Below are 24,185 nucleotides of genomic sequence, written 5' to 3'. Positions count from 1 at the left end.
TCATAAATTAACTTAAAGCAGGTGTAGTTATATGGATTTAAATAAAAAATTAGAAATATTAGCAGGTGCTGCAAAATACGATGTATCTTGTTCTTCTTCTGGTTCAACAAGAAAATCCTCCCAAAATAACTTAGGCTCTGTATCTAAAAGTGGTATATGTCATAGTTTTACTCCTGATGGAAGATGTATATCTCTTCTTAAGATACTATTAACTAATTGTTGTATATATGATTGTTCTTATTGTATAAATCGACGTTCTAATGATGTTTTAAGAGCAACTTTCACTCCTGATGAAATTATAAACCTAACAATCAATTTTTATCGCCGTAATTATATAGAAGGCTTATTCTTAAGTTCTGCTATCATTAAAGATGCTAATCATACTATGGAACTTTTATTGCAAGTAGTAAAAAAATTACGTATAGAATACAACTTTGGTGGGTATATTCATCTTAAAGCTATTCCAGGTGCTGATGAAGCCCTTATAAGAGAAGCTGGTCTATATGCTGACAGAATGAGTGTAAACATAGAATTGCCCTCATCTTCGTCACTTAAATTATTAGCCCCTGAGAAGAATAAAGATGATATTCTTAAGCCTATGGCACTTATTAGAAATAATATTATTGCTAATAAATATGAAAAATCACACTACAGACATTCTAATAATTTTGTACCTGCAGGCCAAAGTACTCAACTCATAGTTGGAGCAACTAAGGATAATGATCTAAACATACTTACATTATCTGAAAATTTATATAATAGATTTAATTTAAAGAGAGTATATTATTCAGCCTATACTCCTGTGAATACAGGTGGTAATCTTCCTAACATTAAAAATCCACCAACATTACGTGAACATAGATTATATCAAGGTGACTGGCTACTTAGAGTATATGGCTTTAAATCTTCTGAGTTATTAAATGCGGACAATCCTAACTTTGATATTAATTTTGACCCAAAGACAACTTATGCATTAAATAACTTCGATCTCTTTCCGGTTGAGATTAATAAAGCTCCCTATGATATGCTTATACGTATTCCTGGTATAGGAATAAAAGGAGCACAAAAGATAATTAGTTCTAGAAGACTATGCAACCTAAACTTCTCTGATTTAAAGAAATTAGGAATAGTTCTTAAAAGAGCTCAATATTTCATTACCTGTAATGGTAAATATCATGGTGCTGTTGAATTTGATGATTGCAAGATAAAAAGAGCTCTTACACCAAAATTTGATCTTAATCTTGTAGATGAAGATATAGAACAACTTAGTTTTTTTGATAACACCCCAATAAATCTTATGAATAATAACCTTATGAAATTCAATAAAAGGTATTTATTATCTGATAACTCATCATCAATAACTGGTGAAATATAAAAAAATATCGTCAAGACAAATATAGAATTATATATAATTTCCTATAGAGGAAGAAAGGATTATAAATTTATGAAAGATTATATATATGATGGATCATTTGAAGGATTACTTACAGCTATATTCTATGCTTATCCTGCAAAAGAACATATAAACATAGTAAAGGAAATAAATTTTATTCCTTCACTATTAAATACAACTAAAACAATAGATACCGAAATAGACAAATTCACAAGAGTATATACTAGTATTAATGAAAAACTAAACTTATCCGTTCTTGAAAATATTTATTTAGTTTATTTGAGCGACATAAAAGGTGCAGAAAATGTTATCTTAGATTATTTAAGACTGTGTTATAAATACGGAATAAAGATTAATCTCGCAAAAAATAATGATACTATAATATTAATTGATAGATATTCTAAAAAAGTTACTAATGAAGCTCATTTATTAACTGGATTTATTAGATTTAAAGAAATCAGTCCTGCAAGATATTATAGTTCTATAGAACCAGAATATAATATACTTCCTCTTATTGAAAAACATTTTACAAAAAGGTTCTCAGATCAGTACTTTATAATACATGACATAAAACGAAGTTTAGCTATTGTATATAATGGAAATTCTTCTATAATAACTCATTTCGACTATGATAATTATAAACAAATTAACAACAATTATGATATAGAATATAGTAAACTGTGGAAAACTTTCTATAATTCTGTGAATATTGAAGAACGCCGTAATATTCGTTGTATGAAACAACATATGCCCCGCAAATATTGGGGGCATATGAATTAGTATCTATTGTAAAACTTCTATCGAGTTTATTACATCTTTTGCTTCATTATAGAGTTTCATATATTCTTCAAAATCTGTTGCATTTTCATCATAACCTAATCCCGTAGGTGTTCCTACCACATATGGCTTGTCCTTTGCTATAAAATAGCTTAATGCACCATCAACTGGATTAATTAGATTTTCATCACCAGGATTTTGTTCTACTATCCTAAAGATTTGTCCATAGCCATTTACACCTTTATATAAAACTATTACTTCTCTTATTGCTTCTTCATTATTAGTTAAATAGCTCTGAATATGTTCTGTCTCCGCACGTAACTCATATTTGCCACTCCAATTATCAGGAAATATCATAGAAAAACCTAGTTCTTCATTGACATACTTATCTACAGGCTTTTCATTTATAACCAAAACTTGCTGCACACTTCTCCCATAAGCTTCAACCGTACCTTCATATGTGTAAGTTCCTAATATACTTGTATTAACATAATTATTTTGCCATTTTACTTCCTTTTCTACTGTTTCTCCATTTACATCAAAAGAAACACTAGTAGGCAATGAGAATTGATTTCCAACATATATTGAATTGTTTAATGTTATTACTGGAAACTTCGATTTTATTTCATCAAGTATTTTATTCATGTTTTCTACATCAACATTATTAGCTATAGCCATGCTTATTATATAATATGCATCATCATATCGTCCTTTATCCATATATATTTTTTCTATTTCCTTATATATCTCAGCATTAAAAATATTTTGTGCTATAATCTTTTCATATTCTTCCTTTGCTTTATCATACTTTCCCTCATTGAGATAATTAGTTGCAAGCTCTATACTTTTCTTTGTTTCTCTTTCTTGCTCTTGAGATTCAGCACTAACATCATCAGAAACAACACTTTTACTATCTTTAGGCTTACATCCTACCAATGCAATTATAAAGATTATTGCTATTCCAACTAATATTCCTTTATTTTTCACTCAAACTTCCTCCTAACCTAACCTATTTTTTATTTTCTATATTTTCATTACAATTTAATATAACAAGGAAACTTAATTACAGTTCGTACAACTTCGCCATTTATAATAAATATATCACCATCATTTTCTTTCACTATTTCACTACATATATATAGGCCAAGTCCTCTACTTGATTTTTCTTTAGATTCATCACTTTTTACAAAAGGATCAAATATTTTATCATATATATCCTGTCTTATTGGTCCTCCCCTATTAGCTACTTCAATAATATATTCATCATTATGTATATCACAATTAACTGATATATCTTCATCAGGTATAGAATATTTTATTGCATTATCAATTACATTTATTATGACTTGCTTTATTTTATTAGCTTGTCCATAAACTTCACCTTCACTTACATTGTGATTAATTGATATCGAATATTTATTAGCTTTTATACTCATATCCATGCACACACCTGTTATAAGTTCAGACATATTTATAGCCTGCTTCTCTTCTTTAACAAATGATAATCCCTTAGATACTTCTATTAAATCTAATACCATCTCATGCATTCTATTACTTTCATTATAAATGCTTTTTAATGCTCTTTTCTTAAATTCTTCATCTTCCACCATTCCTTCTATTAACATCTCAGAATATCCTGTTATAGATGTTAATGGTGTTTTTAATTCATGAGTAACTCTATTAAAAAATTCAACTCTACTATTTTCTAGTTTCTCAACTTTCTGCTTCTCAGTACTTAGTTTTTTCTCCATATTATTGAATTCTCTTGCTAGTATTCCAACCTCATCTTTTGTCTTTACATTAAGTGCTACACTATAATCTCCTTCGCCTACTTTTATTACTGCTTCTGTTAATTGCATAATTGGCTTAGTTATTTTTCTTGTAATTAAATATGATATTATAAATATAAGTACAAATATAGTCACTTCTGTTATTGTTACATTCTTCATAGTTTTCTTATAAAAGCTATAAATTTCATTATAACTTTTGCTTATATTTAATACTCCTATGTATTTACTATTTATATATATTGGATATGATAAAATACCATTTACTGTATTTTCACTATATTTTAAATTAATTATTGCTTTTCCTTTTAATGCAGATTTTGTTGACTCTTCAAAAACATCATTATATTTCTCATTACCTTTTGTAGCAATTACATTACCCTTCATATCAGTAAGTTGTACATTGCAATTATAATTAATAGCTACATAATTAACTATTTCATCTGCAGCTTTTACCCAACCTTCTTCAGAAATATTATAATTATTCATAAACAACTCATATTTAACATATTCTCTTATACTAGTAGATGTTTCTATCATATATTCTTTTACATTAGATTCCATATTAATTACTATAGATTTATTAAGAATAACACTTAATACTACTCCAGATGTTATTAATACTATTGAAAGCCATATAATAAATTTATATTTTATCTTCATTAATTCACCTCAACACATATCCTGTTCCAAAGACAGTTTCTATTATAGAATCATTTTTACCATCATCTAATTTACTTCTTAATCTTCTTACATGAACATCCACAGTTCTAAGCTCTCCATAGTAATCATATCCCCATACTTTATTTAATAATTCTTCTCTTGAATATACCTTATTCCTATTGTGTGCCAAAAATTGTAACAACTCATATTCCTTAGGTTTAAGCTTTACTTCTTCCTCTCCCTTATAAACAATTCTTCCTTCGAAATCTATTCTTATATTATTTTTTAAATTTATAGTCCTATCCTCTACAATATCCTCCTTATATTGAGATACTCTTCTCAATGCTACCTTTACCCTTGTCATAACTTCCTTTATATGAAATGGTTTAGTTATATAATCATCAGCACCTAATTCTAACCCAAGAACCTTATCTACTATATCTGTTCTAGCTGTTAACATAATTATAGGTATCTTGTATTTTGTATTAATAAATCTACATAAATCAAATCCACTTTCATCTGGTAAATTAACATCTAACAAGACTAAATCAACATCTCCCCCTTGTAAAATATTTCTAGCCTCTTCCCCTAAAAAAGCACTACATACATTATATCCTTCTGATTTTAATGCAGATGATAATATATCATTTATTGGAGCTTCATCTTCAACAACAGCAATTTTATATTTCATAATTATTAATTCCCCCTTGTATTTTTTTCTCAATATAACATTCACTTCCAAATGCACTTTTTATAATATCATATTCTTTACTCTTCATATATATATATATTAGCAAATTCTTTTTTCTAACTTTCATATTTATATTGCCAACTTGTTAACATTTATATATTGAAATTATTTACTTATTGCAAGAAAATGTCATAATAAAACTATGGAGGTAAATTCATAAAAGTAATAATTGAAATCAACGATTTATATTGGGTAAAAAAATAAATAAAGCTAATATATGAGGAGCAGATAAATGGAAGAAATAAAAAAATTAATGAAAACTAGAAAAAACATAATATATATGACTACATCTGTATTTAGCATAGCCATAATTATATTGAATTTTGTTTTTGTAATTAAAAATAATAAAGCATTATTTGGAGATACTTTAAATTTTATTATATACATATTAGTAAATGCAATAATATTAGCCATTATATGTATATACTATTTTTCTAATAGAAATGAAGACAAAGAATTTATAAATATGATTGAATCTTTAAATGAAAATGATAAAAAAATTATACAAGACTCCTATAATAATCCAATTATTAAATCAAAGACATTAAATGTGTCAAAGCTTGGATTGATTGGTATTAATAGAAATGCATGTGTATTAATCAATTATAAGGATATAAAAAAGATTGTATTAACTGGAACAAGATATTCTTATAGCATAAGAATTCATACTGAAAATGGTTGTTATTGCTATGATGTAGAATCTCTTGAGGATTTAAAGATATTAAAAAATAAAATTAAAGCCAAAAGTGGTTGTGAAATACAAAAAACTTTTAATTTAGGTATGTAATTAAAAAGGGGGATAGTATCAGTATGTTCGGTTCTTTCTGAACTTTGGGTATAAAAAGGCATCGCACTATTTTTTAGTGCGACAGCCCCTTCTTCTTTTATAACTAAAAAAATATTTTATTCTTCACTATAATTACACTCTATAGCTTCTTGCATAAAAACATCTTGACTAGAAATAAGTGGTTTATCATTCTCTATTTTCTTATAATTACAATCAGATTGTAATTCTCTTGCCTTTAAATTATCTGATAAAATAACATCTATTATGTGATTAATTCTCTTCTTTAATTCCTCATCATTTATAGGGCAAGCTATCTCAACTCTTTTTTCTGTATTTCTTGTCATAAAATCAGCTGAAGATATATATATCTTCTGGTCCTCTCCTGTACCAAAGCTATATATTCTAGAATGTTCTAAGAATCTACCAACTATACTTGTTACAGTTATATTTTCAGTATATTTCTCCACTCCTGGTATTATACAACATATACCACGTATTATAAGGTGTATCTTAACACCTGCAGCTGATGCCTTTGCAAGTTCATGTATTATATCTATATCTGTAATTGAGTTCATTTTTATAATTATTGAACCATTTTCTTTCTTTCTAGCTTCATTCTTTATAAGTGCTATAACTCTATTCTTAAGTTCATATGGAGAAACTAATAATTGTTTATATGTACCATTCAAATTAGATATAGCCATATTCTTAAAGAAGTTTACTGCATCCATACCTATTTCTCTATTAGCAGTAATAAGTGCTAAATCTGTATATAATTCAGCAGTTTTTTCGTTGAAATTTCCAGTTCCTATATATGTTATATAAGATATATCTTGTTGTTCCTTTCTAGTTATAAGACATATTTTAGAATGTACTTTGAATCCTTCGAATCCATACATTATTTTACATCCTGCTTCTTCTAACCTTTCTGACCAGTCTATATTATTTTGTTCATCAAATCTAGCTCTAAGCTCTATAAGTACTGTAACATCTTTTCCATTCTCTGCTGCCATACATAAATATTCTATAAGTCTAGAATTCTTAGATAATCTATATATACACATCTTTATTGATACAACATCTGGATCATTAGCAGCTTCTTTTAATAAATTTAAGAAAGGCTTCATGCTCTCAAATGGATATGATAATAATAAATCTTTTTTATTTATCTGCTCTACAATACTCTCATTATTATCAATTACACTAGGTAATTGAGGTTTAAACTTAGGATAAGTAAGATTCATCTTAAGTTCTAATGACAATTTATTCTTTATATCTCCTATGTAATGAATTTTCATTGGTGATTTTACATAAAATATCTGCTTTTTATTTATAGAAAATTTATCACATAAAAATTCTTCGAATTTTTTACTCATAGGATATGCTGCTTCAAGTCGTACTACTGCCATTTTCTTTCTCTTAGATAATAATCTCTGCATTAAATATCTAAAATCATTATCTATATCAAATGCTTCATCATCAGCACTTATATCTGCATTTCTAGTAACACATATATAATTTTTTTCTGTTACATTATACATATCGAATACTTCTTGAACATATTCTAATATTATTTTTTCAGTATGAATATATCTAATTCCATCTCCAGGCAAAAATACAACTTCCGGTAATGTAGTTGGAATAGGAACAATTCCCAAAACTGAATTATTTTTATTTTTTAACATTGCTACAATATGAATAAGTTTATTGTTGAAATATGGGAAAGGATGTAACTTATCAACTATTTGAGGAGATAATATAGGTAATATTTGATTGTAGAAATAATCCTTTATATACTCTTTCTCTACTAAAGTAAGTTCTTCTATTGATAAGGAACATATGCCAAAAAATCTCATTTTATTTTCTAACTGAAAATGTATGTTATCCTTTTTAGTATAAAATGGTTTTACTGCTTCATATATCTTATCTAATTGTTCCTTTGGTGTCATACCAGTTTTAGTATCTATGACATATTTTTCAGCAAGTGATAAATCGAATAAGCTTCCTACTCTTATCATAAAAAATTCATCTAAATTACTTATAAATATCGAACTAAAAGATAATCGTTCTAGAAGAGGAACTTCCTTATCATCAGCTTCTTCTAACACTCTTTCATTAAATTTAAGCCATGATAATTCCCTATTCTGTGTATATGTGCATTTCTTTTTTTCTTTAGCCATACTATTTTACTTCCTTTCTTACTCATTTATCTCTTTATCCGAATCTATTTCTTGTTGAATATTATTTTTTTCTTCTGTAATCTCCTCTAATTCTTCTAGAGCTTCTTCTCTACATTCTTCTATTACTTCTTCTAATTTGGTTTCTTTCTCTGAATCCAACCTAGAATTAATTATATTTCCTATAACAAATCCTTCTCGTATACCATAATCACTTAAAATTATCTTATCACTTTTATAATACTTCATAATAGTTTTAAGAATTATCATTCCTGGAATTAACGTATGAACTCTATCTGGTACAACGTCTATTATCTCTGATATAAATGCTTTTGAATCCTCTAAATAGCTTTTAAGCATCTTCTTAAGACTCTTAAGCATTATTTCTTTTTCTTCTCCCCTCATATTATATATATCCCTATGAAGTTTCATGGTTCCTCGTATAGTTCCACCTATTCCATATGCTACTTTATATTCTTTTTTCTCTAACTTGATCTTATCTAACTGCTTAATTATTATTTTTTTTATTTTCTTTAATTCTTCTGCAGACGGAAATATATCTGATATATACTTGGTATAAGTATTAAGTGATCCTATAGGTATTGATACTGCTTTTTCAATATCACCATCATGTACAAATATAAGTTCAGTACTTCCCCCTCCTATGTCCACTATTATTCCTTCATCAATATCTTTATTATATGTTGCTGCCACATAATCATAAAAAGCTTCCTGTTCCCCAGATAGAACTGTCACATCTATATCTGTTTCTTGTTTAATTCTTCCTAATACCTCTCTAGAATTATTGATGTTTCTAAAAGGTGCAGTTGCAAATACTGTTAATGTAGCATTATTCTTATCTGCAATCCTCTTTAATTCTATTAATGTATCTACTGCTCTATCTATCCCCTTTTCTGACATAAGTTCATTATCTATATATCTTGCAAGCCCTACAACTTTCTTTTTATTTAAAATTTCATTAATCTCACCCTGTTTACTGATATTATATATAGCAAGTCTTATAGTATTGGCTCCTATATCTATAACTCCATACATTCAATTTTTCTCCTTTATATTCAGTATATTTTTGTCCAATATTGTTTATTTATGTCTTAATTCAATGATATATGTTGCAAGTTAAAACAATATTAAGAGAGTGTTAAACAAAATTAAGTTATTGTTAAATGAGAATTTGAATATAAAACAACTTATTGTTACAATTATGCTATAAATTATATTTTTTATTCGAGGTTGCATATTATGAAAATTAAGATTCCACATTATTATAAAGATTTTAGATGTATCTCTTCTAAATGTAGTGATACTTGTTGTGCTGGTTGGCAAATAATTATAGATGATGAAACTTATAATAAATATAAGAATATATCAAGTGATTTTGGTAATAGATTAAACTCATCTATTGTTGAAAATGAAAATAACGAGCATAGTTTTGTTTTGGAAAATAATAATTGTCCATTTTTAGATAATAATCTACTATGTGATATATATACTAATATAGGAGAAGATAACTTATGCTATACTTGTAAGACATTTCCTAGAATAATAAATGAATATGCTAGCTTAAGAGAGATCTCTCTATCAATGTCATGTCCTGAAGCCTGTAGATTATTATTACTTGATAATAAATTCACTATATCAATAGAGACTACTGATGAACAAGTTACTTCTTACAATTCAATAACTCCAGACTTATATATTCAACTAGTTAAGGCACAAAAAATAGCCTTAAATATAATACAAAATTCTTCTATAACACTAAATAACAGAATATGTATACTATTAAGCTTCGCAGAGGACATACAAGAATGTATAGATAACTGTGAATTATCCATGATAACCTCTATACGTAGTAACTATTCTTCTGATGAATATCTCAAAATAAAATTATCAGAATGCAATTATAAGTTTAATTATTCTAATATAAAAGAATACTTCAACATCTTCAATAACCTAGAACAAATAAATGATGTATGGCCTAATATAATAAATAGAGCTAAATTAAATCTACTAAGCAAAAATGAAAAACAATACAGTGCTAGTGCCATAGAATTCAAATCATATTATAAAAATAGAGAATACGAATATGAAAACATATTAAGTTACTTCATATTCAGATACTTCTTACAATCATTATATGATGCAGATATACTATCTAAAATCAAACTAGCTATATTCAGCTATATAATTATTTATAACCTAGACATAGATAGTTTTCTACAAAACAATAATAAGCTGACTCTAGAGGATCAAATATATATATCACATATGTATTCTAAAGAAATAGAACACTCTGACTCAAATATAGAAAAACTTCATGATCTATTCAATAATAAAAAGTTATTCTGTTCAAATAATCTAGTAGACTCTATAATATAAAAAATTAATAGAGATAGGAAAAAAGCTTCCTATCTCTATTATTACCTCTTCTTATTATTCTATACATATTTTAATTTTTTATCTTATAAATTCAAAACATATTCTAATAATAATAGCAGTTCTCGCTACAATTGTTGTTGAAAATATTATTTTTTATAGTCTCTCTAAATTCCGTCTTATCCTGTATCCCTTTTGTAACTACTAAAGCTCTCTTAAGTACAGCTATACTACTTACCATATCTGCTATAGATGCACCTCTACCTACTACCTTCAAGTGAGTAATCCCTGCATTCTTAAGAGATATTAAAGAACATAAACCACATCCTGATATTCCAATTACATCACTTTTTTCTTTTGGTTGTATTTCCGTTTCTCTAATATCTCCACCTCCGATATAACTTAATTTATAAGGAACTTTACATAGATGCTCTAACTCATCACAATGAAGAGAATTACAAAAAGCCCCTGAATAATGACACTTCTCATTCATTATAAATGCCTCATACTCATACTTATTACCATTTTGTTCTATGCATTTACACATATCATTTATGGTATTCTTCCTATGAAATATATACCTACTTATATTAAAATTATTAAATAAACTCATAGATAAATGATTAAGCTCCGCTGTCTCTCCACTAAGATGTATAGAACAATCTAAGTTATGCTCTCTAAGATATAGAAGTAAACCTATATCTGCTATTATATAATCTCTAAATCCTAGTTGTTTAAGTTCTTCTATTATGTGTTTTATAAGTTCATATTGCTCCTCTAGATAATACAAATAATTGAAAGTTATACTAACTGGCACCTTATAGACCTTCACCATCTCTGATAATATCTTCATATCCTCTAACGAACTAATTTGAACGTTATAATATAATACCTCTCTTCTATTGAGAGGAAATAAATTACCATACTTTCTGTTCCACTCATAAGGTACATATCCACAGAAAACTTCATCTGCTCCTGCCTCTACTAATGCTATATAATCATCTATAGCTCCCATACCTGCTACAATCTTCATACTATCACTCCATTCTACAAAAAGTTAAGTACTATTCTATCTATTCCTTGATGTATATATTCTTGTATAATTTCTTTATTGCTTAGTATAGTTTCATCATAGGCAAATATAGAATTATATCTTCCTAACATCTTCAAATGTTTAGGATAAGAAAAATAAAACTTTTTGCACAACCTTCCACAGTTATCCACAGATACTTGCTGCCCCCTGTTATTATATGTTACTTTTGCATATAGTGGACATAACTGAGAAGTATTAGTCTGATAAAAAGGCATATGTAAACTATTATGACCTTCAGCAATATCCATGATATATCCACATACTTGGTATTCATGCTTATATATATTATTACGCTCTAAAAATTCTATATATATGTCATTATTTAAAGTATTCTGTGATATTAATTCAGGATTCTGAATTATATCTCTCTTATACTTATACCTAGGATCTCTCTTACGTTTATTCAACAAATTACCTAATGCTATGTTTATATAATCATTCTTATCCGATAACAGCTCAATCATTCCATAATCATTAATAACAATATCTATTCCATAATTATTACATATACACCAATTATATATTCTATCTATTACATCAATATAATAAGAAACTTGATGCTCCATCATGTAAGTAGTACATATAGTTATACCTATATTCTGTCTATAACACTTATCTAATATGTTCATAAGAAGATCTACATCAGGAAATAGATTATGACAGAATTCATTTCCAATATATATTCTAGTTAATTCCTTATGTTTCAACACCTTATTACTTATACAATTCTTACTAAAATAGTAATTCTTAAAATCTTCTATATCCATATGTAAAAAATCATAATATCTATCATAATTATCAATCTGTATTGCTAGTTCTATTCCATCTAAATCTACTCCATCCCATGCATCTTCATCTAATTCTAACATCCACTCTTCTAATTCCCTATTATAATTCTCATAATAATCATAATCTAACTCTGCAGGATATCCTACCATATCATAAGAAAACTCTCCTTCACATCCAAATACCCTCAAGTTAATGTAGTTCAAGTAATCCTTAAATATCCTCTTAACATTATCTCCATATCCTTTATTATGCACAATAAATTCATATATTATACAAAATCTTTCTCTATTTATGGATTTAACCTCATATTCTTCTAACTCTAGTTCTATATAATTATTATCTTTAAATATATAAAAAGCTACCTTAAGCTTATGAATCTCTACCTCTTTAGATATTCTAATAACTAAAGATTCTGGCGATAATTTAATTATTCTCACTTCTTGTTCATTAATAAATCCTGCAATTAATGATGATGGTATATATTCTACTTCTCCCTGCATAATATCCTCCACCTATACTATAAATTTCCCTTAATTATATATTAAAGAACCTTATACAAGCAAGGTTCCTTAATAACTTCAATGAATAAATACCGTAGTTTCATCTGGTATATTATCATATATCCATTCTGCATTATACGTTTCAAGTCTTATACAACCATGACTTAGTGCCTCCCCTAAAGTACTATTTATAACCTTAGTTCCTTCTGCATTGTACAATATCGAATGATAATAATATGGACCTCTTATTCTAGTAGCATATTTCACTCTATATTTATCTGTTCCAAAGTAAGGTTTTCTACCACTTATATAAAATATACCTTTTATAGTAGGTGTAGATGGTTTTCCTACTGTACACAACCACTTATATAACTTCACCCACTTACCTTCTTCTTTTATAAATACATAAGTTTCTCTATTCTGAATATCTGTAACTAAAAGATATTCACTAGAACTTAAAAATCCATTTTCATTAACGAATCTAACCATATTAGTATAATAGTATTCATAATCAAGGTCATCTTTATTCCCATCATCAGATAAATAGAAACTATAGATATATCCTTCTCTTCCGTTATATATTACCTTGTTCCAATTTCCAACATTCTCTACAGATTCAACTCGTGATTTCTTTGGAACAGTCAAAATCAACTTACCTGAAAAAGAAGGCTCCTCCCTTAGCTGTACATTTTTCCATGTATATAGAGTTTTAGAAATATATTTATTATATACATAACCTTCATCTTCTCCATATTTTACTTTGAGCCAATCTTCTTCTCCATCTATAAGAATCATTTTGGCCCCCTTAGGTATAACAGTAATTATACTAGAAGTATCTGACTTTTCACTTCTTAGATTTACATTTCTTAATGCATACTTATATATAACATTTCTATACATCTTCTTATCTCCTAATTATTATACTGTATATATTATGAATAAGTTTTCTAAAGAATTATTCTTGCGAATAAATTTATTGAACATTATACTATTATAAGAAACATATTTGTTAATTATCTCATGAAGTGAGGGATTTTTTTATGATTAAGAAAAAAGATATATTAGAAATAAAGAAAAGATTTAAAAAAGATGATTGTACATTCACTAAATTATGTGGTTGTTATGTTAATTCTGAGAAAAAAATAATCTTAGATATAGAAGAAACCTTCTTGAACCTAGACGAAGATGTCTTCTTTAAATACTTAGAAATAGCTAAAAAAACTCTATCTGGAACTATTGGTAATAATCTATTAGAATTAAATTTTCCTGATAATGAAGAATATATGGGAGAAAAGCAAAAATTCTTTTTAGAACTAAAAAGAAGTGGCCTTAAAAATCCCAAATTACTAAACACTCTATATCAATCAATTATAGACAACTATGAATATGAAGGAAACTTCTTGATACTTCTATTTCATGATGCTTATGATGTTATGCGAAAAACCTCAGATAATGCAAAATTAGATGAATCTGAAGAAGTATATGAATATATAATATGTGCAATATGTCCTGTATCATTGTCAAAAGCAGGTTTAGGATATCTTCAAGATGAAAATAAAATAGGTGCACGTATAAGAGATTGGGTAGTTGAAATGCCTAGCAACGGATTTGTTTATCCTGCATTTATAGATCGTAGTTCTGATATAGATTCTATTATATACTATACCAAGAATCCTAAAGATCCTCATCCTGAGCTTATGGAAGAATGCCTTGGCTGTACATCAAAGCAAACAGCTACTGAACAAAAAGAAACTTTTAATTCTATAATTCGAAGTGCAATACCTGATGAAAAAAAATCTGAAGAAGTTATTATTGAATTACAAGAAAATATAAATAGTTTAATAGAAGAACATGAAGCAATCTATGATGATAATGATGATCCTGTTGTTGTTAATGATACAATAATTCACGATATATTAAATGATAGTGGAGTTTCTGAAGAAATAAGCGAAAAAATAGGTAAATCATACATGGACAAGTTTCAAGATGCACCTCCTATAGCTGAACATCTAGTAGATTCTAAAGCTCTTGCTGCTAATGCAGAAAAGAAAAAGCAAGAAAATCTAGTTAAACAAGTAGAAGTATTAAAGCAAAAATTAGAAGAAACAAAAGAAGAATTAGAAACTGTAAAATCTGATGATATAGAAGTATCAACTGATGATACTTCAGAAGATTCAACTGAATATGATGTTGTTCTACATGTTAAACCTGAAAAAGTTTCACAAATTACTTCACAACTTATTGATGGTAAAAAGTGTATTATAATACCTATTGAAGAAAATGAACATACTAAGGTTAACGGAATTAACATAGAGTAACAAAAATACTTTATCATCAAATATATTAAGACTTCTGTATTGCTATATAAAAAAGTTAAGGTAGCGTTTAAAATGTTGTACTGTTTGAACTTTAGTGAGTTTACAACATTTAGCTACCTTAATTTTTTTATATTTAGAAATACTTAATGAAATTATGCTATTTATGAAAACATATAATATTGATACTAATTATAAACATAATATTAATTAAACCAAATAACATTGGATTTTATACATATTATATTATTTACTTAGAACATATAATTTTGATATTAATTATTGTGAAACATAAGTTATTTAACAATAATACCTTAATTTTTTTGTTAAAAAATTACAATACTTCTCCATTACTTGCAATTACTTTTTTATACCATTCAAAGCTCTTTTTCTTCTTTCTCTCTAATGTTCCCTTTCCTTCATTATCTCTGTCAACATAAATAAATCCATATCTTTTTTTCATTTCGCCAGTAGATGCTGAAACTATATCTATACAGCCCCATGGTGTATAACCTATTAATTCCACTCCATCTAATATAGCCTCCTTCATAGCAGCTATATGAGCACTTAAATAGTTTATTCTATAGTCATCATCTATACTACCATCTTCATTCACTATATCATTTGCTCCTAATCCATTTTCAACTATGAATAATGGTTTTTGATATCTATCATATAAACTATTGCAAGTTATCCTTAGTCCATCTGGATCTATCTGCCATCCCCATTCTGATACTTCTAAATATGGGTTTCTTACTGATTTAAATGCATTCCCAGATGTTTTTCCTTTTAAAACTTCCGGATCTACTGAAGCACATCTACTTGAATAATAACTAAAACCAATATAATCAACAGTATTTTCTCGTAATATTGCTTCATCTCCTTCTTTCATTTCAATTTCTATATTATTTTCCCTAAAGAATCTCTTCGCATATCCAGGATACTCACCTCTTGATTGAACATCTATAAATAAAAGATTCTCTCTATCCTTTCTCTTCGCTTCCATTACATCCTTAGGGTTACATGAATACGGATAAAATTCACCTGCTGCTAACATACAGCCAACCATGCAATTAGGCATTATTTCATGTACCATCTTGGTTGCAAGTGCACTTGCAACCAGTTCATGATGTGCAGATTGATATTTAACTTGAAGTTCATTATCACCATCTTCAAATCTAACTCCAGCTCCCATAAATGGTAAATGTAATATCATGTTTATTTCATTAAATGTCATCCAATATCTAACCTTATTTTTATATCTATTAAATATTGCTTCACAATATCTTAAATAAAAATCTATAAACTTTCTATTCTTCCATCCTCCAAACTTCTCTATTATTCCTATTGGAGTATCAAAGTGACATATAGTAACTACTGGTTCTATTCCGTATTTTTTCATTGTATCAAACATATCATCATAGAATTTTAATCCCTCTTCATTAGGAATTTCTTCATCTCCATTTGGAAATATTCTAGACCATGCTATAGATATTCTAAGGCATTTAAATCCCATTTCTGCAAATAATGCTATATCACTTTTATATCTATGATAAAAATCGATAGCCTCATGTGATGGATAAAATTCTCCTTTTTGTACCTTTAATTCTTTAATTCTTCCCTTCATTACATCTATTCGATTTTTACCTGATGGACAGAGATCAACATTTGCTAATCCTCTGCCACCTTCTCTATATGCTCCCTCACATTGATTAGCTGCTAATGCTCCTCCCCACAAAAAATTTTCTGGAAAACCTAATTTCATATTATATCCCTCCAAACAATCTCATAAATTATTTAATAAGATTTATTATGTCTTGTCCTTTACTTATATTTGATTCAGCTTGTACTGCCTTAGTAACTTGTGAATATTCTGAACTATTAGTTATTATAATAGGTGTTACAACATCATATCCTGCTTCTTTAATAGCATTTATATCAAATTCTATCAATAAATCACCTTTCTTTATTACATCTCCTTGTTTAACTTTTGCATCAAAATATTTTCCTTGTAAATTAACAGTATCTAAACCTATGTGAATTAATATTTCTGAACCATCTACTGATTTAATTCCAATAGCGTGTTTTGTATCAAATATTGCTGATACTTCTCCATCTACTGGTGCAACAACTTGTCCTTCTGACGGAATTATTGCAACTCCATCTCCCATCATTCCACTAGAGAACATTGGATCATTTACATCTTTTAGTTCAACACATTTTCCGTTCATTGGTGAACAAACTACAGTATCTTTTATATTTTCTTCATCAACTTTTGATTCTTTAACTTCTTCTTTAGCTTTTGGTGCTTCTTCTGGAATATCTTCAAATCCAACGAAATAAGTTATAACAAATGAAACTACAAATGCGATTGCTGCTCCTATACAAGCAAATATAATATTTCTAAATCCGTCAGTACCAATATAACCTGGAAGTGCTAAAAGTCCTGGAGAACCTGAAGTATATCTTCCGACTTTAAATATTCCAAGGAATAATCCTGATACTCCTCCACCTATCATAACTCCAATTAATGGTCTCTTTAATTTTAAAGTAACACCATACATTGCTGGTTCAGTAATACCACATACTCCTGTAATACCTGCTGATGTTGCTAATTGTTTTAATTGTGAATTCTTTGTTTTACATGCTACAGCAAGTGATGCAGCACCTTGTGCTATGTTAGAACCTAACATACCAGGTCCAACTACTGTGTCAAAACCTGCTGTTGCTATATTATTTATACCTATTGGAATTAATCCATAATGCATACCTGTCATTACTAATAATGGTGATAAAGTACCAACTATAAGTGGAACTAACCAACTAGCATATTCATCTAAGAATTTAATTCCTGCTGAAATTCCATTACCACAAATATTACCTAGTGGTCCTAATACAATTAAAGTTATCGCTCCTGTTACAACTAATGTAATTAATGGTTTAGTAAAAAACTTTATTGCCTTTGGTGAAACTTTATCTGCTAATGGTTCTACATACGACATCAACCATACTCCTAATATAATAGGAATAACTGATGATGAATAAGTTGCTAATGTAACTGGTAATCCAATAAATTTAATTCCTGTACCAGCTTCCTTTGCAGTATTTACCATAGTGGTAAAATTAGGGTGAAGTAAAACTGCTGCAAGTGTAAGTGCCATATATTGATTACACTTAAATTTCTTTGCTGCAGAATTTGCAATTAAAAATGGTAAGAAATAAAATGCTGCATCAGCCATAAAATTTAATATTTGATATGTTTGGCTAGCTGTATCTATAAGTTTAAATGTTACTAATAATGCCATAACAGCCTTTAACATACCAGCTCCAGTTATAGCTGGAATAATTGGTGTAAATATACCTGCAATTGTATCTAAAACCTTTACTACGGCGTTTCTATTATCTTCCTTTTCTTCATTAGACCCATCATTAAATTTTGCAATATCATTTATCTCTTTACATACGTTAGCTACATCGCTACCTATTACTATTTGGTATTGACCTCCTTTATTAACTACTCCCATAATCCCTTGTGTATTTTTCAATACTTCTGTATTAGCCTTGCTATCATCTTTAAGATTAAATCTTAATCGAGTAGCACAATTAGTTAGAGATAAAACGTTTTCTTTTCCTCCTACGTTATCTATAATTTTTAGTGCTAATTCTCTGTAACTCATGTTCCATCCCTCCGTAACCTTTATTTTTTATTAATGATATTGTTTACATTTTTATTATAGTATTATATTATATATACATCAATACTATATTAAATATGATATTCATAGTTTATATCTATGAATGATAGGAGGAATTTTTTTGTTAGAACTTAGACTATTAAATTATTTTCTTGTATTATCTGAAGAACTTCATTATACAAAAGCAGCAGAACGTCTACATATATCTCAACCAACATTGAGCAATCAAATTAAAATACTAGAAAGCATTGTAGGAGCTCCATTATTTAAATATGCTTCAAAAAAAACAACTCTTACAGAAGAAGGGAAAATACTTCAACAACATGCTTATAAGATATTTTTTGACATAGAACAAACCAAAGCAGATATAAAAAACTTTTCAGGAAAACAAAGGACTCAAATAACTATAGGAGCTTCTGGTTGTCATCTTATATTGCACCCTTGCTCTCAATTTAATAAAAGTCATCCAGATATATTACTTACAATGGAAGAACATAGCAGTAATACTATTATAAATAATGTCAAGAACGGGAAACTTGATATTGGAGTAATATATTCTTCTGTAGATTCTCCATCTATATATTCAGAAGTATTAAATTTAGACCCATATCTAGTAGTTACATCAAAGTCTTCTGAACTAGCACAATATGAGTCAATAGAATTAAAAACTCTAATAGATAAACCTATTGTTTCATTAGCACAAACTTCATCCTCAAGAAAGATTGTAAATAAATCTTTTAGTTATATAAATCATACACTTACTCCTATTATACAAGTTGCTAATTTAACTTCTTGTATTACACTTATTGAAAATACAAATAACATAAGCATACTTCCAAAATCATTCTTAAAAACATTAAATAACCCAAATATTAAATCAATACCTATTTCAGATTACCCACCAATACAAACAATTAATCTAATATATAGGAAGGATTTATTTATCGATTCAATATTAACTGATTTGTTAAACATAATTAGAACATTTCACAGTAATAAAATTACCCTATAATAATAGAAATAGAATGATTTTGATTTTGCAAAGTATTTACTCAATTTTATTCATGCTAATGTTTAATTTATAATAGCATTTTATACATTGTTAACTTTTCCCTAGTTCTAAAGCTTTGTCTTATCAAATCAGTTCTATTTTAATTACACATGCATCATGTTTATTTGTAAGTGCAGCTATTTATTATTTTTATAATTAATAGACTTCTATATTTTAATTGTTGGAAGTTACTTGTAATTTATCTATATACTCAAATCTCTTTATAGAATCTCCATCTAAATCTTCTTTATGCATATCTACAGCACATATTCCTACATTATTATATGTATTATAATAGTATATTCCTTTCTCCAAACACATACATGAAGTATATAACGTAATATCATCTAAATTATCATTAATAACTGCTCCTCTAGGCATAGCAACGTTATTTAGCATATGAAAAAACTGACTTATTCCTGTCATAAGATTATCTACTTCTGAACATCTTGACTTAAGATATGCTATTCTAACGAACCTATCTACACCTGATAATCCACCTGGAAGTCCCTTTGTTCCGAGACCTACTCCAAGAGGTTTAAGTTCCTTATCTCCCCACTTAATAGGTTCAGGTTGTAGCGGTGTTGTCTTCATATACTCATTCAAATTAGTTAAATGCCAATCAAAAGTAGGGGAATTAGTAAGTACACCTAATGGATTATCATGTACTTTAAGTGCTTCTTGAGTTTTCTCTATAACTATAGATCTACCATTCTTATCTGCTACAATCCAGTGAAGTGTTGGAAGTGGTGTTTTGTCATTAATAGGTACTGCTACTAATTCTACATTCTTAAGTTCTTCTATAACTTCATCAACAGTTTGAAAATTCGATAATATCCACATTATCAAATCATATGGTGCTAAATTATTCTTACCTTCTACTATATTCTCTTCAAAATATGCATATCCAGGAAAATTAAGTCCAGCACATCCTAATCCCTTCTCATTAAATCCATCTGCAAATGCAGGATAATCATCTATAATACTAGCCATTCCTAATACCCCATATCTAGTTCTCTTATAGTTGTTAGTAACTCTATCTCTATATTCATAGTTTCTAGGAACTAATGTTACTGCCTGATTAAAAGAATATGCAAGATCCATATTCCTACCAAATAAATTATAGCCATCTATTGTTCTTAAAGTTAATGCTGTACACATCCTGATCACGCCCTTATTAATTAATATTTTTAAATATATATTTACCCTAATTAAATAATTTTATACATAATAATATTTTCATATTTCTAAGTAATACTATTCCTATTAACGACATAAATTTTTGTAAAAACATACTGTAATAAAAAGCCTATTTTTTGTTAATTTTTTCAATTATTTATCTTATCCATCCTCATTCATTCCTAAATTATATTAAGAAAAAATTAAATAATAAAAAAATAACAAATTGAAAACGAAATCAAAGTTGACTATTAGTCAAAAAAGTATTATTCTTTTACTACGCTAAAAAATGACTTATCGTCAAAATATTGAAAGGAGGAATTTTAATGGATTTTTTCAAAGTAGTTAAAGGTGACTTAAGAGCAATGGCAAAAAGCCATTTGTTCAGAATCTCTTTAGTTGGTATCATAATTGTTCCAGTTTTGTATTCACTACTTTACTTAAAAGCCTTCTGGGACCCATATGGTAGTTTGGATAATCTTCCAATAGCAGTTGTTAATCTTGATGAAGGCTCTACTGTAGATGGTGAAAAAGTAAACTATGGTGATGATGTAATTGATTCATTAAAAGATAATGATAGCGTTAAATGGAGTTTTGTCTCAAAAGATGAAGCTTACGATGGTCTAAAAGGAGATAAGTATTATGCTATATTCCAAATAGACAAAGATTTTTCAGAGCAGATGCTTAGTGCCAAAAGTGGTACAGGTAAAAAAGCTACTATGGAGTATATCTGTAATGAAAAGAAGAATTACTTAGCAGCTCAAATAAGCTCAAAAATCGAATCTAGTTTAAAAGAACAAGTTCAAAGCTCTATTACTAAAAGTTATGTAGAAGGAGCATTTGATAATCTTTATGAAGTTAAAGATGGTATGGTCGATGCTGCTGATGGTAGTAGTCAACTTACTGATGGTTTACAAACTGTTAATGATAGTGTTCCTGAATTAGCAGATGGTGTAAATAAACTTGGAAGTGGTTCAAATGAACTTTATGCTGGACAAAATTCTTTAAATCAAGGAATTTTTGCTCTTAACTCAGGTTTAAAAGAAGCTAGTTCAAAAGCTTCAGCTTTAAGTGGAGTTTCTGAATTATCTGCTGGTGCTTCACAAATAAATAGTGGATTAAATACAGCTTATTCTTCAAGTAATGTACTTGCAAATGGAATAAACTCACTTTATTCTAACTATACTAACAAAATATATCCAGCAATTAATCAATTAGCTAGTGGAAGTTCTCAATTAGATAACGCATTAAAATCTAATGCAGCTTCTTTAACACAACTTTCTCAAGGAGCAACAGCAATAAAAAATAGTAGCCAAGCAGTTAATACTGGTGTAGATACTATATCTGCTGGTTATTCACAAGTAAAAGCAGGTACAGAAAAATTGATATCTTCTGCAGGTCAAACTTCTGATGTAATGAATAAATTAGCTGCTACTCTATCATCTAGTAATTTATCTGATTCAGATAAAATAAATAGTGCTCTTGCAATATTATCTCAATATTCGCAAGCAACTAGTGGTTCTGCAGAACAACTACAAGAATTACAACAAGGTCTTGATAGCTTAAACACTGGATTAAATACTTATTCAACTAGTGTAAAACAATACACTGCTGGTGCTAGTGCAGTAGCTGATGGAGCTAATCAATTAGTAACTAGCGTTGGTGATGCAAGTAATGCAGTAGATCAAATAAATACTGGATTAAATTCACTTAATACTGCATTAACAACTAAAGATGCTAACAATAAAAACTATGGAGATTACTTTAAAGATGTAAATAATGGACAAGGAGCTCTTACTGGTGGTTTATCTACATTGTATAATGGTTCAACAGCTCTTCAAAATGGAATAGATACAGCTAATGCAAAGATTCCAACATTATTATCTGGTTTAAACCAATTATATGATGGCTCATCTTCAGCACTAACTGGTTCTAATAAATTACTTGCAGGTCAAAAAGAATTAAATGATGGTATACAAACATTAAGTTCAAAAGTACCAACTTTAACAGATGGAGTTAAGAAACTATATGATGGTTCAACAGAATTAACTAATGCACTTACTGATGGTAGCGCAGAACTTCAAGATGGTTTAGTAAATTCATCTAAAGATATGGCTGATTTTGTATCAGATGCTGTAGATCTACAAGTTAATCCAATTAATGAAGTAGGTGGATACGGAGCAGGTTTTGCACCATATTTCATGAACTTATCATTATGGGTTGGTGCAATAATGATGTACTTTGTTATTTCTCTTGGAAATAATGATGAAGATAAGAATGTCTCTAAATTCAGCAAGGTATTTGGTAAGTTTGTTACTTCAAGTATAGTAGGAGTTGCACAAGCAATACTTGTTGGTTTAGCTATAATGGCTATAGGCTTAAGACCTCAACATTTATTAGCATATTTTGGTTCACTTATATTCTTATCATTTGTTTATATTTCAATAGTTCAATTGTGTATTACTTTATTCGGAGATGCTGGAAGATTACTTGCAATAGTATTATTAGTACTTCAATTAGCATCATGTGGTGGTACATTCCCTATAGAATTAGTACCAAAGATATTCCAAACATTAAATCCATTTATGCCATTCACTTATGGAGTCTCTATAATAAGGGAAGTTATAGCGGCAGTTAATATAAGTGGTAGCTTAATGGCAAAAGACTTTGCAATTCTAACAGCTGTATTAGTTGTAGCAATAGCAGTTACTACATTACTAAAAGGTTTCGGTGAAAGATTCAATAATGCATTTGAGTCAGGAAAAGACGATTATTTAGATATTGCAAAAACAGACAACGATGAAGTAGCATAATTTCATTAAATGTTTCTAAGA

19 protein-coding genes are annotated in these 24,185 nt (G+C 28.2%); 7 read left to right on the top strand and 12 right to left on the bottom strand.

Translation table 11 applies throughout. The features are described 5' to 3' along the window. Nucleotides 1-31 precede the first annotated feature (31 nt). Together KQI77_RS07390 and KQI77_RS07385 are read left to right on the top strand one after the other, a co-directional pair. Nucleotides 32-1,375, top strand: a complete 1,344-nt coding sequence (locus KQI77_RS07390) for a putative DNA modification/repair radical SAM protein (protein ID WP_216389786.1) — start codon at nt 32-34, stop codon at nt 1,373-1,375. Nucleotides 1,376-1,444: 69 nt separating this feature from the next. Then, nucleotides 1,445-2,173, top strand: coding sequence for a TIGR03915 family putative DNA repair protein (locus KQI77_RS07385; protein ID WP_216389784.1), 729 nt, complete (start codon nt 1,445-1,447; stop codon nt 2,171-2,173). 3 nt (nt 2,174-2,176) lie between these two features. On the opposite strand, the gene KQI77_RS07380 is transcribed toward KQI77_RS07385, so the two are convergent. Genes KQI77_RS07380 through KQI77_RS07365 form a run of 4 tightly spaced genes read right to left on the bottom strand, consistent with a single transcriptional unit; the run spans nt 2,177 to nt 5,438 of the window. Beyond that, the gene (locus tag KQI77_RS07380) at nt 2,177-3,157 is read right to left on the bottom strand and encodes an Ig-like domain-containing protein (protein WP_216389783.1); all 981 of its coding nucleotides are present in this window, start codon (nt 3,155-3,157) and stop codon (nt 2,177-2,179) included. A 47-nt stretch (nt 3,158-3,204) separates the two neighbouring features. Further along, nucleotides 3,205-4,620: a HAMP domain-containing sensor histidine kinase gene (locus tag KQI77_RS07375; RefSeq protein ID WP_216389782.1), complete on the bottom strand. Its 1,416-nt coding sequence runs from the start codon at nt 4,618-4,620 to the stop codon at nt 3,205-3,207. A 4-nt stretch (nt 4,621-4,624) separates the two neighbouring features. Further along, nucleotides 4,625-5,311: a response regulator transcription factor gene (locus KQI77_RS07370; protein ID WP_216389781.1), complete on the bottom strand. Its 687-nt coding sequence runs from the start codon at nt 5,309-5,311 to the stop codon at nt 4,625-4,627. Further along, complete coding sequence (locus KQI77_RS07365) at nt 5,301-5,438, bottom strand: hypothetical protein (RefSeq protein ID WP_216389779.1); 138 nt, start codon at nt 5,436-5,438, stop codon at nt 5,301-5,303. The genes KQI77_RS07370 and KQI77_RS07365 overlap by 11 nt, the downstream gene beginning before the upstream one ends. Before the next feature lie 165 nt (nt 5,439-5,603). Here KQI77_RS07365 and KQI77_RS07360 point away from each other — a divergent pair, with 165 nt between their 5' ends. After that, nucleotides 5,604-6,158, top strand: coding sequence for a hypothetical protein (locus KQI77_RS07360; protein WP_216389778.1), 555 nt, complete (start codon nt 5,604-5,606; stop codon nt 6,156-6,158). A 116-nt stretch (nt 6,159-6,274) separates the two neighbouring features. On the opposite strand, the gene ppk1 is transcribed toward KQI77_RS07360, so the two are convergent. Further along, on the bottom strand, nt 6,275-8,338 hold the full coding sequence (gene ppk1, locus KQI77_RS07355; protein ID WP_216389776.1) for a polyphosphate kinase 1: 2,064 nt from the start codon (nt 8,336-8,338) through the stop codon (nt 6,275-6,277). Between the two features lie 18 nt (nt 8,339-8,356). After that, nucleotides 8,357-9,391 (bottom strand): phosphatase, encoded by a 1,035-nt coding sequence (locus KQI77_RS07350; protein WP_216389775.1) that lies wholly within the window; start codon nt 9,389-9,391, stop codon nt 8,357-8,359. Nucleotides 9,392-9,595: 204 nt separating this feature from the next. Here KQI77_RS07350 and fliB point away from each other — a divergent pair, with 204 nt between their 5' ends. After that, a complete protein-coding gene (fliB, locus tag KQI77_RS07345; RefSeq protein ID WP_216389773.1) occupies nt 9,596-10,732 on the top strand; it encodes a flagellin lysine-N-methylase in 1,137 nt (378 codons plus the stop codon). 103 nt (nt 10,733-10,835) lie between these two features. Here the strand turns inward: fliB and KQI77_RS07340 are convergent, their stop codons facing one another. From KQI77_RS07340 to KQI77_RS07330, 3 genes are all read right to left on the bottom strand, one after another. Next, complete coding sequence (locus tag KQI77_RS07340) at nt 10,836-11,762, bottom strand: U32 family peptidase (RefSeq protein ID WP_216389772.1); 927 nt, start codon at nt 11,760-11,762, stop codon at nt 10,836-10,838. Between the two features lie 14 nt (nt 11,763-11,776). Continuing rightward, nucleotides 11,777-13,111: a hypothetical protein gene (locus KQI77_RS07335; protein ID WP_216389770.1), complete on the bottom strand. Its 1,335-nt coding sequence runs from the start codon at nt 13,109-13,111 to the stop codon at nt 11,777-11,779. Between the two features lie 78 nt (nt 13,112-13,189). Beyond that, a complete protein-coding gene (locus KQI77_RS07330) occupies nt 13,190-14,011 on the bottom strand; it encodes an SH3 domain-containing protein (protein WP_216389769.1) in 822 nt (273 codons plus the stop codon). Between the two features lie 143 nt (nt 14,012-14,154). Between KQI77_RS07330 and KQI77_RS07325 the strand changes: the two genes are divergently transcribed. After that, nucleotides 14,155-15,429: a DUF4317 domain-containing protein gene (locus tag KQI77_RS07325; protein WP_216389902.1), complete on the top strand. Its 1,275-nt coding sequence runs from the start codon at nt 14,155-14,157 to the stop codon at nt 15,427-15,429. 331 nt (nt 15,430-15,760) lie between these two features. Here the strand turns inward: KQI77_RS07325 and KQI77_RS07320 are convergent, their stop codons facing one another. Beyond that, nucleotides 15,761-17,191: a 6-phospho-beta-glucosidase gene (locus KQI77_RS07320; protein WP_216389768.1), complete on the bottom strand. Its 1,431-nt coding sequence runs from the start codon at nt 17,189-17,191 to the stop codon at nt 15,761-15,763. Nucleotides 17,192-17,219: 28 nt separating this feature from the next. Next, nucleotides 17,220-19,103, bottom strand: coding sequence for a beta-glucoside-specific PTS transporter subunit IIABC (locus KQI77_RS07315; protein WP_216389767.1), 1,884 nt, complete (start codon nt 19,101-19,103; stop codon nt 17,220-17,222). Between the two features lie 139 nt (nt 19,104-19,242). Here KQI77_RS07315 and KQI77_RS07310 point away from each other — a divergent pair, with 139 nt between their 5' ends. Further along, complete coding sequence (locus KQI77_RS07310; RefSeq protein WP_216389766.1) at nt 19,243-20,133, top strand: LysR family transcriptional regulator; 891 nt, start codon at nt 19,243-19,245, stop codon at nt 20,131-20,133. Between the two features lie 213 nt (nt 20,134-20,346). Here the strand turns inward: KQI77_RS07310 and bsh are convergent, their stop codons facing one another. Then, nucleotides 20,347-21,333: a choloylglycine hydrolase gene (bsh, locus tag KQI77_RS07305; protein WP_216389764.1), complete on the bottom strand. Its 987-nt coding sequence runs from the start codon at nt 21,331-21,333 to the stop codon at nt 20,347-20,349. Between the two features lie 344 nt (nt 21,334-21,677). Between bsh and KQI77_RS07300 the strand changes: the two genes are divergently transcribed. Beyond that, complete coding sequence (locus tag KQI77_RS07300) at nt 21,678-24,164, top strand: YhgE/Pip domain-containing protein (protein ID WP_216389763.1); 2,487 nt, start codon at nt 21,678-21,680, stop codon at nt 24,162-24,164. The last annotated feature ends 21 nt before the right edge of the window (nt 24,165-24,185 follow it).

The organism is Clostridium sp. MSJ-8 (genome assembly GCF_018918325.1).
GTDB lineage: Bacteria > Bacillota > Clostridia > Clostridiales > Clostridiaceae > Clostridium.
The sequence above is the reverse complement of the archived record's forward strand: the minus strand, read 5'-3'. Positions and strand labels throughout refer to the sequence as shown.